The sequence below is a fragment of the Bifidobacterium animalis subsp. animalis ATCC 25527 genome (genome assembly GCF_000260715.1).
In the GTDB taxonomy this organism is placed as follows: Bacteria; Actinomycetota; Actinomycetes; order Actinomycetales; family Bifidobacteriaceae; genus Bifidobacterium; species Bifidobacterium animalis.
The window spans coordinates 79822-95121 of sequence record NC_017834.1 but is presented as its reverse complement, the minus strand read 5'-3'; the positions used below and the strand labels follow the sequence as shown (position 1 = coordinate 95121).

At 60.5% G+C, this 15300-nt stretch carries 12 protein-coding genes; 4 read left to right on the top strand and 8 right to left on the bottom strand.

Features of this window, described 5'->3' with window-relative positions; all coding sequences use genetic code 11:
- Positions 1-305: 305 nt before the first annotated feature.
- From BANAN_RS00415 to BANAN_RS00405, 3 genes are all read right to left on the bottom strand, one after another.
- The gene (locus BANAN_RS00415) at positions 306-953 is read right to left on the bottom strand and encodes an anthranilate synthase component II (protein ID WP_014697020.1); all 648 of its coding nucleotides are present in this window, start codon (positions 951-953) and stop codon (positions 306-308) included.
- A 54-nt stretch (positions 954-1007) separates the two neighbouring features.
- On the bottom strand, positions 1008-2162 hold the full coding sequence (locus BANAN_RS00410; protein WP_014697019.1) for a class E sortase: 1155 nt from the start codon (positions 2160-2162) through the stop codon (positions 1008-1010).
- An 87-nt stretch (positions 2163-2249) separates the two neighbouring features.
- Complete coding sequence (locus BANAN_RS00405; protein ID WP_014697018.1) at positions 2250-3047, bottom strand: DUF881 domain-containing protein; 798 nt, start codon at positions 3045-3047, stop codon at positions 2250-2252.
- 106 nt (positions 3048-3153) lie between these two features.
- Between BANAN_RS00405 and crgA the strand changes: the two genes are divergently transcribed.
- Complete coding sequence (gene crgA, locus BANAN_RS00400; RefSeq protein ID WP_014697017.1) at positions 3154-3729, top strand: cell division protein CrgA; 576 nt, start codon at positions 3154-3156, stop codon at positions 3727-3729.
- A 124-nt stretch (positions 3730-3853) separates the two neighbouring features.
- Here crgA and BANAN_RS00395 read toward each other — a convergent pair whose 3' ends face one another.
- Positions 3854-5071: a class I SAM-dependent methyltransferase gene (locus BANAN_RS00395; protein ID WP_406585166.1), complete on the bottom strand. Its 1218-nt coding sequence runs from the start codon at positions 5069-5071 to the stop codon at positions 3854-3856.
- Between the two features lie 1366 nt (positions 5072-6437).
- Positions 6438-7238, bottom strand: coding sequence for a rhomboid family intramembrane serine protease (locus BANAN_RS00390; RefSeq protein WP_041776924.1), 801 nt, complete (start codon positions 7236-7238; stop codon positions 6438-6440).
- A 244-nt stretch (positions 7239-7482) separates the two neighbouring features.
- On the opposite strand from BANAN_RS00390, the gene BANAN_RS00385 reads away from it, so the two are divergent.
- Complete coding sequence (locus BANAN_RS00385; RefSeq protein ID WP_014697014.1) at positions 7483-7710, top strand: hypothetical protein; 228 nt, start codon at positions 7483-7485, stop codon at positions 7708-7710.
- A 236-nt stretch (positions 7711-7946) separates the two neighbouring features.
- On the opposite strand, the gene BANAN_RS00380 is transcribed toward BANAN_RS00385, so the two are convergent.
- Positions 7947-10403 (bottom strand): glycogen/starch/alpha-glucan phosphorylase, encoded by a 2457-nt coding sequence (locus BANAN_RS00380; RefSeq protein WP_014697013.1) that lies wholly within the window; start codon positions 10401-10403, stop codon positions 7947-7949.
- Between the two features lie 581 nt (positions 10404-10984).
- Between BANAN_RS00380 and BANAN_RS00370 the strand changes: the two genes are divergently transcribed.
- Entirely contained in the window at positions 10985-11392 is a 408-nt protein-coding gene (locus tag BANAN_RS00370) for a sterol carrier family protein (RefSeq protein WP_041776923.1), read from the top strand.
- A gap of 197 nt (positions 11393-11589) precedes the next feature.
- Here BANAN_RS00370 and BANAN_RS00365 read toward each other — a convergent pair whose 3' ends face one another.
- Complete coding sequence (locus BANAN_RS00365) at positions 11590-11937, bottom strand: DUF3073 domain-containing protein (RefSeq protein WP_004218356.1); 348 nt, start codon at positions 11935-11937, stop codon at positions 11590-11592.
- 160 nt (positions 11938-12097) lie between these two features.
- Here BANAN_RS00365 and trpS point away from each other — a divergent pair, with 160 nt between their 5' ends.
- Positions 12098-13201, top strand: coding sequence for a tryptophan--tRNA ligase (gene trpS, locus BANAN_RS00360; RefSeq protein WP_004218354.1), 1104 nt, complete (start codon positions 12098-12100; stop codon positions 13199-13201).
- Positions 13202-13367: 166 nt separating this feature from the next.
- Here the strand turns inward: trpS and BANAN_RS00355 are convergent, their stop codons facing one another.
- Positions 13368-15116 (bottom strand): threonine/serine exporter family protein, encoded by a 1749-nt coding sequence (locus BANAN_RS00355; RefSeq protein WP_014697010.1) that lies wholly within the window; start codon positions 15114-15116, stop codon positions 13368-13370.
- Between the last annotated feature and the right edge of the window lie 184 nt (positions 15117-15300).

Genomic DNA, 15300 nt, shown 5'->3' with positions numbered 1-15300 from the left:
AAAAGGGACAAAATCGCCTCCCATATGTCCCTTATTACGCACAGCAACTGCGTAAAAGGGACAGAAATCAGCTTCAATTTGTCTCCAATTACGCAAAAAGACGACGTAAAAGGGGACATGTGGAGGATGGTTTGTCCCTTTTACGTCGTTGTTTACGCTCCTACCCATTATCCGCCGCGCGTAGCGCTGGGGCTCTGCCGGGGCGGCAAGGGTGAGGAACATAAAGGGCGCGCAGCGATCCAGTGACGACCCTTGCCGCCCCGGCAGGGCCCCGAAAGCCGCGCACGGCCAGCCCAGTTAAGCCGCTACTCGGCCGCGAGCTTCGGCTGCAGGCCGAGGCTCTTCTCGACTGCAGACTCCTGACCGCACACGGCCAGCCAGTTCGCGAACAATCTGTAGCCATCCTGTGTGAGCACCGACTCGGGGTGGAACTGCACGGCGAACAACGGCAGTTCGCGATGGCGAATACCCTGCACAATGTGGTCGTCCACGGTCCATGCGGTCACCTGCAGCTCGTCGGGCACGGAATCCGGCTCCACGGCGAGCGAATGATAGCGCGTCGCAGTCATCGGGTTCGTGACGCCGGCGAAGATCTCATCATCCACATGCTCCACCAGACTGGTCTTGCCATGCATGATCGTCGGCGCGTGGCTCACGGTGCAGCCGTACACCTCGGCGAGCGCCTGCATGCCGAGGCAGACGCCGAACATGGGCGTGCCGGTCTGTGCACACAGGCGAATCACGTCCTCGCTTACACCTGACTCGCTCGGCGCCCCCGGTCCGGGTGAGATGAGCACGCCGTCGTAGTCGTCGAGCACACCATCTTCGTGCGGGTCGAGCGCGTCATTACGCACCACGGTCACGGTGGCGCCGAGCGTCTTCAAATATCCCACAATCGTGTACACGAAGGAATCGTAGTTGTCTATCACCAGAATGCGCGCGGAATCGGTCATCTCACTCCTCACTGTGTCTGCCCCGATTCTACCGGCAGGCACCCCGCATTCGCTCTACTGGGTGTCCACCGCCGTGTAGTTCGACATTTCGCGCAGTATCTCGAAATGGCTCGCCGCCCATGGGCACGCCCATTCGATGATCGCGAGCGACACGGCCACGAACAGCAGCAGCGCGAGCAGCCAGCGAATCGGCGCGGGCCCTGGCTGATGTCGCACGAGCACGCCGTAGATGTCCACGTCGGGGCGCAGGCGTCGCCCTTCGCGAATCGCACGCAGCAGCGGCCAGCGCCAGGCGATCGCCGCCGCGATGAAGATGATCACGTACGCGATGAGCGCCCCCCAGATCACCGGCTGCAGCGTCTTGAGTTTCGCGAAGAACGGCGTCTGCTCGTTGCTGATGAACTTCGTCGCGCCATCCGCGCCCTTTTTGGCGAGTTCTGCGGGCACGCCGTCGCTCACCTTCGCCCAGTACTTGAATTCGCCGAAGCTGATCCAGCGATGTGTCGGCGCCGTGTATTTCGGCTCGCAGGTGGTCATCGTGAGTAGGCGCTTGGTCGGCGGCGCGCTCGGGTCCTCCGGGTTCGCCGAGATCACCGACGTCTCGTCCGGCGTGACGATGGTGTAGTTCGTGTAGGTGTACACATACCAGTAGTCCTTCGTGCGCACCACGACGGCGTCGCCCGGCTGCAGCTTGTCCACGTCGCCGAGCGGTTGCCCATAACCGTTGCGGTGGCCTGCAATGGCGAAGTTGCCCACCTGCCCGGGCATCTGCGAGTCCACGTAATGCCCGAGTCCGTGCAGATTGAGTTCGGCCAGTTCGGTGCCCTGCACGAGATTGCGCTCCCACGCATTGCCGAAGCGCGGAATATACACGCGGCCGATGAGCTCGCCTATGCTCGCGTGTTCGGGTTGCAGCGGCGGGTCGCCCTGCTGTGGCTGCGCGATTTTCGCATTGGCGCCGTCACTGGCCGGCTGCGCCCACCCGACGCTCTGGCGTTCCTCGATCTGCCGGTTCTCGGACTGCACGCCCGTCCACCATTGCATCCACACCACGTACAGCGCGCAGACCACTCCCCCGGTGAGCAGAATCTCCGCAAGGATCATCACCACCGACCGCATGACGCTCCGTTTGCCCTCCGCTTCCGGAAGGCGGTCAATCCGTCCATCCTGCCGTGCGGATGCGTTGCCACGCCTGCCGCCGTGTTTCATGTGGCCTCCTCGGGGTCATGCATATCCGTATTCCGGAAGTCTGTGTGAAGTCTGTAGCTGTATGAAGTCTCTGTATTGTATCGGTTTTCAATTCGTGGCGGAAGTGGTCTGCCCGCCGTTCGCAGATTCGTTCGAGCCGCCCGACTCGATCGCCTTCGCATATCTGAGCGGATTCAGCATGAGCGGCGTGCGCTGGAATGTGAGCGAGCGGTTCACTTCCACGTCGTAGCCCAAGCCGAACGCATCCACGTACTGTTTGTAGATCTGGATCGCGCGCGAATCGTCGAGCGACTGCAGCATGCCATCCACTGGGCCGATCGCCGAGATCGTGAACGGCGGCGAGTATTTGCGGCCCTGCAACAGCAGCACGTTGCCCGAGCAGATCACCGCGGACGTCGGCAGCACGCGCTGGTTCATGATCTGCATGGATTCGGCGCCTCCCGCCCACAACGCGTCCACCACCGCCTCGACGTCCTGCTGATGCACCACATACTTGTCTATGTCGGCGGTGGAACCGGAACTGTCGACCGCGCTGCGCCACATCGACGAGTCGTTCAGCGTCACGGTGACGCCCGGGCCCGTTACCGCGGGCAGCATCGTGCTTTGGCCCGCCTCCTCGCTGTTGCCGCTTTGCATCTCGTTGTTGCGCAGCAGCGTGTTGTAGTCGTCAATCTGCGAGCCGAGCTTGTTCACTTCGCTTTGCAGTTCGTCCACGCGCTGCACGCGGTGTTCGATGAGTTCCGCGGCATCGCTCGACACGGTCGCGGATTTGTTCACGCGCAGATTCGTCACCACCAGGTACCCGACCAACGCGACCACCACAAGCACGGCCATGCTCCCCCCCACCGATGTCTTCTTGACATGCCTGGCACCGTGCTTTGCCATCGCCACCTCCAAATATGGTTGTTTTGCTGAGGTCGCGGACGCCCTGGGCCCGCTTTCCCACATACCCACTATGATAACTGGTAGCCGATTAAAGGAGACTACACAAATGGCTGAGGAAGAGCTGCACAAAACCGACGCGGATGTCTCGGCGAACGACGCTGCAGACAGCAACGCCACCGTCACCGACGACGTGGTGATCGACGCCGCCACCGATTCCGAAGGCGATGCCGTGGCCGTTGAATCCGAAACGGTGACCGAGGAGCCACAGACCGATTCCGAGAAGAAGGTGGAGCGCGAGGAAAAGCGCGCCGAAGACAACGAGAAGCGCGCCGAGGAGGCCGCAGTGGTCTCCGAGGAGGAGGCGAACGACCTGTCGCTCGACAAGATCCAGGCTGTGCTCAACTCCACGATCGACGAGAAGGACATGTCTCCGCAGATGCGCCGCATGGTCAAGCGCCAACAGGAGAACACGAAGCGCGTGGAGGAGTCGATCAAGGGCACGAAGGCCAATCCGAGCTGGTTCGTGCCGCTGTTCTGCGCGTTCATGATCGTGGGTCTCATCTGGGTGGTCGTATTCTACATGACCGCCAAATACCCGATTCCAGGCATCGGTAACTGGAATCTGGCCGTCGGCTTCGCGCTGATCATGATCGGCTTCCTCATGACGGTCGTCTGGCGCTAGACCTATCTCTTATCTCTGATTCTGCGTAAAAGGGGACAGATAGCAGCTCTATCTGTCCCCTTTTACGCAAAGATATTCACCCGACACAATGGCCGCCCGGCGCGACTCTGCGGCCGCCCCGTGCTCACGCCATTTTCCGCGTGCGCAGCAGCATATGCCTGCCCGCCACAGTGGTCGCGAACAGGTACACGTCTCCGCCGTCGCGCAGCTTGAGTTTGCGCCGCAACTGCTGCACAGTGAGCGGGAAGTTCCGCACGCTCACGTTCGCCGCGGAGATTCCGCCAAGCACCTGCCTGACGTCGCGCTTGTTCATCGTGCCGAGCGCCGTGATCTCGAACGCGCGCCCGGGAAAATCTGCCAGCGGGTGCCCACTCACGAACAGATGACTGTTCGCGCCAATCTGCCGCACATCATAGTTGCGTGTGATCTCGCCGAACGCGCCCGCCTTCATGATCGCCGCGTTCGGTTCGTACAGGTACCGCTGCGCGTCCAGCTCGCGCGCATCGAGCACATCCGCGCGCTGCCATGGCCCCGCGGAATCCGCCCCGACCTCGAATTCAAGCCGCTGCGCATCGTTCACACAGACGACCCGCACGCGCTCATGTTCACCGCGCGCTAGCACGACCACAATCTCCTTGCATTCGTTCCCCGTCGCGGTGATGTGCACCTGCGCAACCGAGCCGGCGAAATCCGCGATGGCCTTGCGCCAGTCGAGCATGGGCGAGAGCTTGATCATCACGAACGGCGCCTTGTCGAGCAGCTGTTCGCGCAGTGCGAGGGCGTTCGGCGTGCAGTCCTCGATCGCATAGGTGCGCGCGCCATGCTCATCACGGCGCGCCGGGTCAAGGTAGATCAACGTCGCCGGCGACATCTGCTCAAGGTGATCCACGCCGTCTCCGCACACCACGTCAGCACGACCGCCGAGCCCAAGTTCGCGCAGATTATGCCGCGCGACCTCGCACAGCCCCTCCTGCCGCTCCACATAGGTGCCCTGTGCGAATCCGCGCACCATGGCGCTGAAATCGACGCCGAATCCGCCGGTGAGATCGACCAGCGTGGGCTCGCTTTCCCCCGCCACCAGCTGTGCCGCCACCTGTGCCTTGTATTCCGCGGTGAACTGCGACGAACACTGTTCCATCGCCAGATGCGGCGGGTACACAATGCCCTCGCACGCGGCCCACTGCGGCAGTTTTGTGCGCGCGATCTCGTGGCCGGCAATCTGGTCGAGCGCGAACGGCAGATCAAGCCCGGGCACGTCGCGTTTCGCATGCAATGCCAGTTCGCGCACGTCTTCGCCGGCATGCGCGCGTATGAATTCGCGCGTTTCCTGTGACATCTGCAGATTCGCCATACCCACGAGACTACCCGTGCCACACCCGTTGGCCATCGCATGTGCCGCGGTCTTTTCCTCGATGTGCGAAATGTGCGCCAGCCACATGCCATTCCGCCTGCGTCGGAGTGAGCGGCACGGAATCAGCTGCGAGCCGACGTATGCGGGCACGGTGCGTAACCGCCGACATATATGCACATCGTTATCCACAATTGTGAGTAAAGTTCTCGTTTCTGACATAACATGCCGAAATTGCCGGATTTTGCCACTATATACGGGCACGCCGTGCAACTTGTTGCCTATTTCTAGATTGCCCACACTCCCCACTGCCCATTGTGGATAACGTTGTCCACAATATTCCACAGCAGAAACCATTGAAATTGCAACGATTGTGCATAACCATGTGGATAACTTGAGCACTTATCCATACGCTATACCCATGTTATCCACAACGTTTTCCACATTTGTGGAAAACTACATGCGTGTAACTCAAACACATGTTCGAATTCACGCCTCTCCACTCCGCAGATTGCGGCACCGCAATCGAACACCTGTTTGCTCGCCGTTGTCAGATCACGGCGCCGCGGTATCTGCTGAGATCCGCGCATGTGCAATGGCGCGTCGAGCACTGCGCAGTCTCACACACTTCCTCTAACATGACATATTTACGTCGATTGCCTAATAAAACGCCGCGTGGAGCAATGCTGCCTCCCGCCTCCTCACCAATACGAGATTGCCCGTGCAAATACGGCCCCGCAACCGAGCCGCTTCATTGTCATTACGGGACTCGCCCTGCAAAGGTCACGCGGTATTGCGCGTATGTTGTGTCAATCTGAGACCAGATTGACAAAGCCGACCAGTCGCACCGACACCCGCAAGCACCGAACGGCATATCACACGGAAGACTCCGTACAATATGCCACAGATTCGCCTCTGAATGGCTCAATCTGCGGAAGCATCCGAAAGATACGCCAAGCAGACACCCTAAAACGGACCGTTTTACGGAAGCATCCGCAAACCATGCCAGAACAGCACCTCCATGCGGTCCATCTCACGGAAACTTCCGAAAGACGTACCACAGCGGGATCCTACAATGGTCTGCCATACAGATGCTTCCGAAAGATAAGCCAGATTGGGGCCCTATAGCGGCACGTTTCACGGAAGTATCCGAACAATCTGCCGGAAAGATGCCCTGAAATGGTCTGCTTCGCGGAACCTTCCGAAAGTTCGACCGCTGAATCTACAGAAATGGCACGGCATACGGAAACATCCGCACACCGTGCCATCGCAGTGCCATGTAAACGCGGGTAGAGAAGCCCCGGAACGCGGGCGAGGAACGCCTCGCGTCCGGGACTAGGGAAGACCAAGAAACGAGGAACTAGTCGAGCAGTGGGATCCAGCTGCCGGTGCGCACCGGATTCGCGGTATTGCAGGCATAGCACACCATGAGCAGCAGCACCAGCAGCACCGCGCCATAGATCAGCGCGCGTTCGAGCACCGGGCGACGCCGCAATGCGCGCACGCCGTCGGTCATGAGAATCGTGAACAAACCGCCGATCACAAAGCCACCCACATGCGCCTGCCATGCGATGTTCGGCACAATGATCGGCATGAGGAAGTTGATGGCCATCCACACGATCATCGAGGTGAGATCTTGCCCAACCTTGCGATAGACCACCAGAATCGCAGCGAACAGGCCGAACAGCGCACCCGAGGCACCGTAGCTCGAGGTGAACCACGCGTCGCCGGAGCGGTTGAGCAGCGCCCAGATCATCATGCCCGCATCGCCGCCGATGCCCGAGACCATGTACATGATCAGGAACGCCCAATGCCCCATGAGCCGCTCGAGCACAGGCCCCACCGACCACAGCGTGAGCATGTTGAAGCCAATGTGCCACAGCGACGCCGGCTGGTGCAGGAACATGGCGGTGACGAGCGTCCATGGCTCGCGGGTCATCGATGCCGGCTGCATCATGCCGAAGCCCAGCATGCCGGCATACCCTGCGGGCCATACGAACCGGAACAGCGTCTCAAGCAGCCACACGGCCACGCATATGAGAATGATTGCGGAGGTCACCACCGGCTCACCGCTACGCCATCGTGCGCGCAACGACTCAGCGGAGAATATTCGGCGCACGGACGGCGAGTCCGGGAACAAACTAAATCCACGACGAGGCATGGCTCCCACTGTACTCGGCTGCGACGCCCGCTTATTCTCCTGCCGAATTCGCAAAGCCAGACACACTCCGTGGCACCGACTACCGAATCGCCATGGAACTGGAGTATCATTGGGGACTTAGGACATCACGCGTCATCCGCTTGCCATGAGCACAATATGCGTCATCTTGCGATGTGGGGCTTATGATGGAAGGCAGAGTCGACCGGGCCGAACCGGACGACCAGGAATACTGAAAGGAGCCGTCATGGAGAAGAAGTCTTCAAACGGTTGGAAGTTCTTTGCACTGCTGTTCGGTGGTCTGCTTGCGGCTGTGGTTGGTCTGTACATCTACAAGCAGCAGAACCCGGATTACGATCCGTGGGAGGAACCGTGGGAGAACAGCTCGTCCCCGGTTGATCTGACCCTGGCGCAGGACAAGACCGAAGACGATCTTGACCAGCCGGCTGCGGACGTCGCAAAGGACGCCGCCTGAGTTCACACATGTACGGCAGGGCGCCGGGTACCGTGTTCGAGTACCCGGCGCCTTTGCATATTCGCAGACCCGTCCATCTTGCGTAATTTCGGACACCCGCGAGCGCTCAACGTCTCTATTTACGCAAATACACAACAGATAGATACGCTCGCGCAATATGCTTGCGGCCTCCGCTTGCATATGCGAGCGGAGGCCGCAAGCATCCCATCAGGAATCTGCGAGCAGATTACCGTTCATCACTTATCGAGCGAGTGGGTGTGCCAGATGCGGTCGAGGTAGTCCTTGATCGAACGGTCGGAGCTGAAATAACCGGAGTTGGCGACATTGAGAATCGCCTTGCGGTTCCATTCGAGCTGGTCGGCATACAGTGCATCGATATCGGCCTGAATGTCATGGTAGGCGGAGAAGTCGGCCAGCGTCATGAACCAGTCCTTCGTCAGCCAGTCGGAGACCAGCGGGGCGTAGGTGTTCCTGTCGCCGTTCGAGAACGTGCCGTCGGCAACCATGTCGATCGCAGCCTTCAGACGCGGGTCGGCCTCATAGTACTTGCTCGGGTCGTAGCCCTGCTCGTACATCTTCTCCACCTCGTCAACGGTCATGCCGAAGAGGAAGAAGTTGTCGGCGCCCACGCGCTCGCGAATCTCCACGTTCGCGCCGTCGAGCGTGCCCACGGTGAGCGCGCCGTTGAGGGCGAACTTCATGTTCGAGGTGCCCGAGGCCTCCTTGCCGGCCTGCGAGATCTGCTCGTCGAGCTCGGTGGCCGGGATGAGCATCTGCGCGACCTCGATGTTGTAGTTCCACGGGAAGAAGATCTTGATCTTGCCGTTGACATCCGGATCGTTGTCGATCACCTTGGCCACGTTGTTGATGAGCTGGATCGTCATCTTGGCGAGGTAGTAACCCGGGGCGGCCTTTGCACCGAAGATGTAGGTGCGCGGCGTGATGTCCTGGGCGTTGACCTTGCCGCTCTTGATGTCGGAGTACGTGGCGATGATCTCGAGGATCTTCAGTGCCTGGCGCTTGTATTCGTGCAGACGCTTGATCATCGTGTCGAACATCGTGTTGGCATCGAGCTCGGCACCATAGCGCTGCTTGGAGAAGTCGGCGAATGCGACCTTGTTCTCGTGCTTCACGGCGGCGAACTTCTTCACGAACTCGTCGTCCTGGGCGAGCGGCGCGAGGCCTTCGAGCAGATCGAGGTCCTCAAGCCACTTGTCGGTGCCGAGACCCTCGGTGATGAGCTCGGAGAGGCGGGGATTGGCCAGCTTGATGAAGCGGCGTGGGGTCACGCCGTTGGTCACGTTCTTGAACTTCGCCGGGTAGACGTCGGAGAAGTCACGCAGCGTGACATCCTTGAGCAGCTGGGAGTGCAGCTCGGCAACGCCGTTCACGTTGGAGCCGGCGTAGGTGGCGAGGTAGGCCATGCGCACGACCGGGTGCTCATCGTCGGTGAGGATCAGCATGCGCTTGATCTGGTCTTCGCTGGCACCCTTGGCCTCGAGCTCGGAGACGAACTGCTTGTTGATGCGCTCGATGATCTCGAGGTGACGCGGCAGCAGCTTGCCGATGAGCGATGCCGGCCACACTTCCAGTGCTTCCGGAAGCAGCGTGTGGCAGGTGTAGTTGAAGGTCTTGTGGGTGACTTCCCAAGCGGTGTCCCAGTCGTAGCCGTATTCGTCGATCATGATGCGCATGAGTTCCGGAATACCGATCACCGGGTGGGTGTCGTTGAGCTGGAACGTGATCTTGTCGGCGAAGGTGGTCAGATCCGGCTTGTCGGTGTTCGGGTAGAACACGCGAATCGCATCGTGAATGGAAGCGCTGGCGAAGAAGTACTGCTGTTCGAGACGCAGCTCCTTGCCCACCTCGGTGGAGTCCTCCGGGTAGAGCACCTTGGAGATGTCCTCGGCCTTGACCTGCGGCTTCACCGCGTCGAGGTACTCGGACTTGTTGAACGTGAGCAGGTCGAACTCGTCGTAGGAGCGTGCTTGCCACAGGCGCAGCGTGTTCACGCGGCCCGAAGCGTAGCCGGGCACCATGTAGTCCACCGGGATGGCGCGCACTGCCCAATCCGGCTTCCACACGCGCTTGCCGTTCTCCTCGACGACCTTGCCGCCGAAGTTGACGCGCTGATCGCGTTCGTAGTCGATGTGCCCCCATGGGTCCTCATTGGCCAGCCAATAGTCCGGGCGTTCGATCTGACGACCCTCGTCGTCGAATTCCTGGCGGAAGATGCCGTACTTGTACTGGATGCCGTAGCCGAAGGCGGGAACGCCGAGCGAGGCGAGCGAATCGATGAAGCAGGCTGCGAGACGACCGAGACCGCCATTGCCCAGACCCGGTTCGTATTCCGCGTCGACCACTGCCTGCGGGTCGAAGCCGAGACCGCGCACGGCCTCTTCGAACTGCGGGGTGAGGCCCGCGTTGAGCAATGCGTTGCGCAGCTGCTTGCCCATCAGGAATTCCGCGGACAAGTAACCCACGGCCTTCGTATTGCCGTTGATCATGTCCTGCTGGGTCTTCATCCAGGAATCCATGAGATGGCGGCGGACCACGGTTGCAGCGGCAACATAGATATCGGCCGTCTTGGCCTGTTCCGGGGTGACCCCCTGTGTGTACTTGAGCGCCTGTCGAATTTCGTCAGCGAATTCGTTGGCGGTCAGCGGGGACTTAGGTGCCGTTAGTTCGGTCATACGTGACTCCCTCTATATGTTCCTCATCGAACGTGCGCGTCGGCGGGCATTGCTGCACCAGTTTTTGCATACGTTCTCATAAAATATACCACCGCTTGCTTCTTTCACGAAAAACACTCTGTTTTCCGCATTCGTTTCGCGCACTGTGTACTGCGGCGACCATTGCAAACGTTGGTATCCATATACCGCACACTACTCTTTTTCCACCCCCGCGAACGTCCTTGCATCTCATGGCTTATCTCTCCTCTCCTCCTTTTGGCGCAACAGCCCCTGATGCAAAACACCCTTTGACGCATGCCTCTTTGACGCCTCCCTTGGCGTAAAAAGAGACAAATACGACTCCCAAATGTCACTTTTTACGCAGAACAACAGACTACCCCACCTCATCTTTATGATCTCCATGATTCCCCTATGATCCCTATGATCCCTATGGGCGTAAAAAGAGACAAATACAGCCGCCAAGCGTCTCTTTTTACGCGGAGAAAACGAGTTTTTCGCAATCACCATAGTGCATCCATAAGGATTAATGCCCCATGGGTAAACAGCCCATTGTTATCGAGCGTTCGATGCAGAATCACAGTATGGCAGCAATTCGTAAGCAAGATATGATGCGTGGCATGCAGGCATACGACGATTGGTGCACGGCGGCGCGCGCAGCAGCCGAGACCACGCCGGCCCTCGACATCGCACCCCAGCTCGACCGCACCACCATGGCCATGGCCGTGCGCTACTCACTTCACCAGCTGGAAATCAAGGCACCCGGCCCGGGAGTGGAGGTACGCGTTGCGCCGTACGCGGTGGTCAAGATCCTGGAAGGCCCCGCCTCGGATCCGCATAATCTCACACCTCCCGACGTGATCGAACTCGATCCGCAGGTTTGGCTGCGCGTCGCCAGCGGCATCACCACATGGCACGAGGAGCAGAAGGCCGGGCGCATCAGCGCGGTCGGCGAGCGCGACGATCTCTCGCCGCTGCTGCCGCTCGGCTGACGCCGTACGGATGAGCGCATGGCATCTCTTTTTGCAATCGTTTGCATAGGACGCCTACCATCTCAATGCGGATCAATGCGGACGCGCACATGCCGAGCCCTATACTCACATCTACTCACATCCGCACCCGAACGCCGTGAGGGGCGCCGCTCATTGCGACGCCCCTCACGAATTCATATGTCACCGAACCGGCGGATCTACTCCTGCTGGTCTGTGTGTTTGAAGGTTTCCGGCACTGGCATCGGAATCGGCTTGTGCGGCTTTGGTTTGGGTTGCGCGTGAGTCTCCGGCATCTCTCCGGTTGTGGCCTTCGCCGCTGCTTCGGCGGCCCACTTCGCGTATTCGTCGAGGTCATCCACCGTCTCGTCGACGTCCTGTGCCTCGAATTCGTCGTTCTCGACATCGGCAAATGGATCGAATGAGCCGGTCCCCGGCTCGTGCGCGCCCAATTCCTTGGCAAGCTCGTCGTAATCCGTGTCAGTGGTCATATACTTGAGCTTCCTGGCGATCTTCTGCTGTTTGGCTTTCTGACGTCCGCGGCCCATGCGACCCCCTGATACTTATTTGTTTCGATTCATCACATATGAGAGTACCACCACTTCAGACACATTGTGTTGTCTTCTCGAATTTCTACGATGATTCTTTATTACATAGGCCATACAGCGCATGCAGACGCACGCATACAGACGAGAAGAGGCTACCGGCATGACCGACGACATGAACGCGCAACTCACCGCGGCGGGCAATGAAATGAGCGCGAGCTTCCTCGCGGCGAAGAAGCGTTCCGACGAAACGCTCGCCAAGCTCAAGGCGAACCCGGGCAAATTCACCATGCTCACCGGAGACCGTCCCACCGGCCGTCTGCATCTCGGCCACTTCTTCGGCTCCATCCGCGAGCGTGTCGCCATGCAGAACCTCGGCGTGAACACGAACATCATCATCGCCGACTATCAGGTGATCACCGACCGCGATACCACCGAGCACATCGACGACAACGTGCTCAATCTCGTGCTGGACTACATGGCCGCCGGCATCGACCCCGAGAAGACGATGATCTTCACGCATTCCGCCGTGCCAGCCGAGAATCAGCTCATGCTGCCGTTCCTCTCGCTGGTCACCGAAGCCGAGCTGCACCGCAACCCGACGGTGAAATCTGAGATGGAATCCTCCGGCCATGCGCTCACCGGACTGCTGCTCACCTACCCGGTTCACCAGGCGTGCGACATCCTGTTCTGCAAGGCGAACGTGGTGCCGATCGGCAAAGATAATCTGCCGCACGTCGAGATCACGCGCACGATCGCGCGCCGCTTCAACGAACGCTATGCAAAGAAGAATCCGGTGTTCCCCGAGCCGGCCGCGATTCTGTCGGAGGCGCCGGAGATCCCCGGACTCGACGGCCGCAAGATGAGCAAATCGTACGGCAATTCGATCATGCTGGGCGCGACCGCCGAGGAGACCGCCAAGCTGATCAAGAAGAGCCCCACCGATTCCGAGCGCACCATCACGTTCGACCCGGTCAATCGCCCGCAGGTCTCCGCGCTGCTCACCACCGCGGGTCTGGTCACCGGCCGCGACCCGAGTGAGATCGCCGCCGAGATCGGCAATGCCGGTGCTGGCGCGCTCAAGAAGTATGTGATCGACTCGGTGAACGAATTCCTCGCACCGCACCGTGAGCGTCGTGCCGAGCTCGCCAAGGACATGGATTCCGTGCGCGACATTCTGCATGACGGCAACGCCCGCGCGAACGCGATTGCGAACCAGACGCTCGACGAGGTGCGCGAGGCCATGGGCATGCGCTACGACCGCTGAGCCCAACGCCATGCCGAGGTAAGACCTCATTATAGATTGCCGGAAACGGCCGGCGGGTGTGGGGGAGGGCCCGGGAAAGATCGAGGAACGTAAAGGGCGCTTGCGATCCAGTGACGAGGTCTTTCCCGGCCCTCCCCACACCCGCCATACGGAGGGCAGACGAGAATCACACGTCGTAGCGCCAGGATTTGTCGGTGATCACGCGCGCCATCGCAAGGCCGATAGGCAGGCAGATGATCACCATGAACGCACGGAACGCCCAGTCCAGAGCGAGCAGTGTGTTGAACTGGCCGAGATAGAACATCGCGCGGTACATATACAAGCCGGGCACCATGATCACAATCGACGGCACCGTCAGGCAGATGCGCGGGTAACCCAGATGCGGTGCGAGCAGACCGTGCCGCACTGCGGAACGCCAAGCGGAGGCGATGAGACCGGCAAGCAGGGCGCCAATGAAGGCACCAGCTTCGGCGGGAACACCCCAATCCACGATCTCCAAGCGCAGGGTGTCGGTGATCATGCCGATCGTGGCGGCCACTAGGCACATGCGCTGCGGTGAATTGAACAGCACAGAGAAGCCCCACACGCCAACGAACGCGAACAGTGCGCGCAGGGCACCAGTGGCCCACGGATTCAACGGCGGCGTGTCGAAGCCTTGCGGGTTCAGGTGCACGAGCACGGCGACCATCCAGCCCGCGAGCGTGGCCATCAATATGATGCAGCACACGTAGGCGATGCGTTGCACCCCGGAGGGGAAGTCTATCTTCGCCATGTCAAGGCCGCCGGTGATGAGTGGGAAGCCGGGGATCACGAACAGCATGGCGCCGATGTAGGCGGTGTCGTGGTGGAGCGCGACCGGGTCGAATATGCCGATGAGCCGCAGCGTGCCCACGCAGGCGAGCGCCGCCACCGCCACCGCCACAAAGGTGACGAAGAACTGGTTCAGGTGGTGCGCGAACAGTCTGCGTCGCGCCCATTGGCCGAGTCCGGCGCCGATGAACGCACCGATCATGTCGTAGGGCGCACCGCCGAGCAGGAACACGAAGGCCGCGCAGGCGCAGGCGGCGGCGAATCCGGAGAAGGCCGACGAATAGAGCGGCTTGCGGCGTTCGATCAAGTCGAGGCGCTTGTGCACCTGGCCCACCGTGATCGGCCCGGATTCGCGCACGCGCTTCTCGGCATGTTCTTCGAGATGGTCGAAATGCTCGGCGTATTCGTCTTCGGGCAACTTCTTCTTCGCGCGTTCGGCAACCCGCTCGGCGACCCGTGAGCGCAGGCTCGCCCGTTTCGCCGCGAGTTTTTGCGCGCGTGCCTCCTGCTTGAGCCGTTCTCGCAGCTGTTTCGCCGTCTCCGCGGAGATCTGCGAGGCGTCGCGCGTGCCCAGCGTGTTCGGCTGCATGAGCTGGCGTGAGACCTCGGTGCGACGGTGGTACATGGTGCCCGCGCCGAGATTGACGCTGAACCAGTCCGCGAAATGCTCGAGCAGCCAGATCCGCTCGGTGTTCACGCCGGTCGTCGGCAGATTCACGACTTCGGTGATGCGTTCCTTGCCGTCGGTGCACGAGGCCTGGATGTCGGTCAGATTGACATCCGCGCGCACATGCACGCCGAGCGGGTATGCGATGCGGTGCATCATCTCGCGCACACGGAAGCTTCCGGTGCCCGCGCCGAGATCGAGCATGCCCACGCGTACGATCACGCTGGCTTTGGCGGCGATGCCCGCGTCGGTGATCGGCTTGTCCCAGTCGCGCTCAATGTCTTCCATGTCGAGCGGGATCGCGTGCGAATGGAATCTGCGCACCGCCCCGGCCGCCGACTTCACGGGCCGGGAACGCCAGTGCACGCGTGCGCTGTGCCGGTCGTGACCATGCATGTCGTCGGTGGTGGTTGCAGATTCTTCTTCGCTCTTACTCACATCTCTACTTCTACTACCCCCGCGCGAACATTCGCGATGGCCGTCGCCAAAGACGCAATCTCACACTCCGACCGCCCCTGCCCAAACGTAACAAATGTGTCTCATGCTCGTACTTACAATACAAACGCAACTTTACTGAACACGGGCTGTGGGCTCGCAACGATCGGCGCCAAGAACTGCGGAG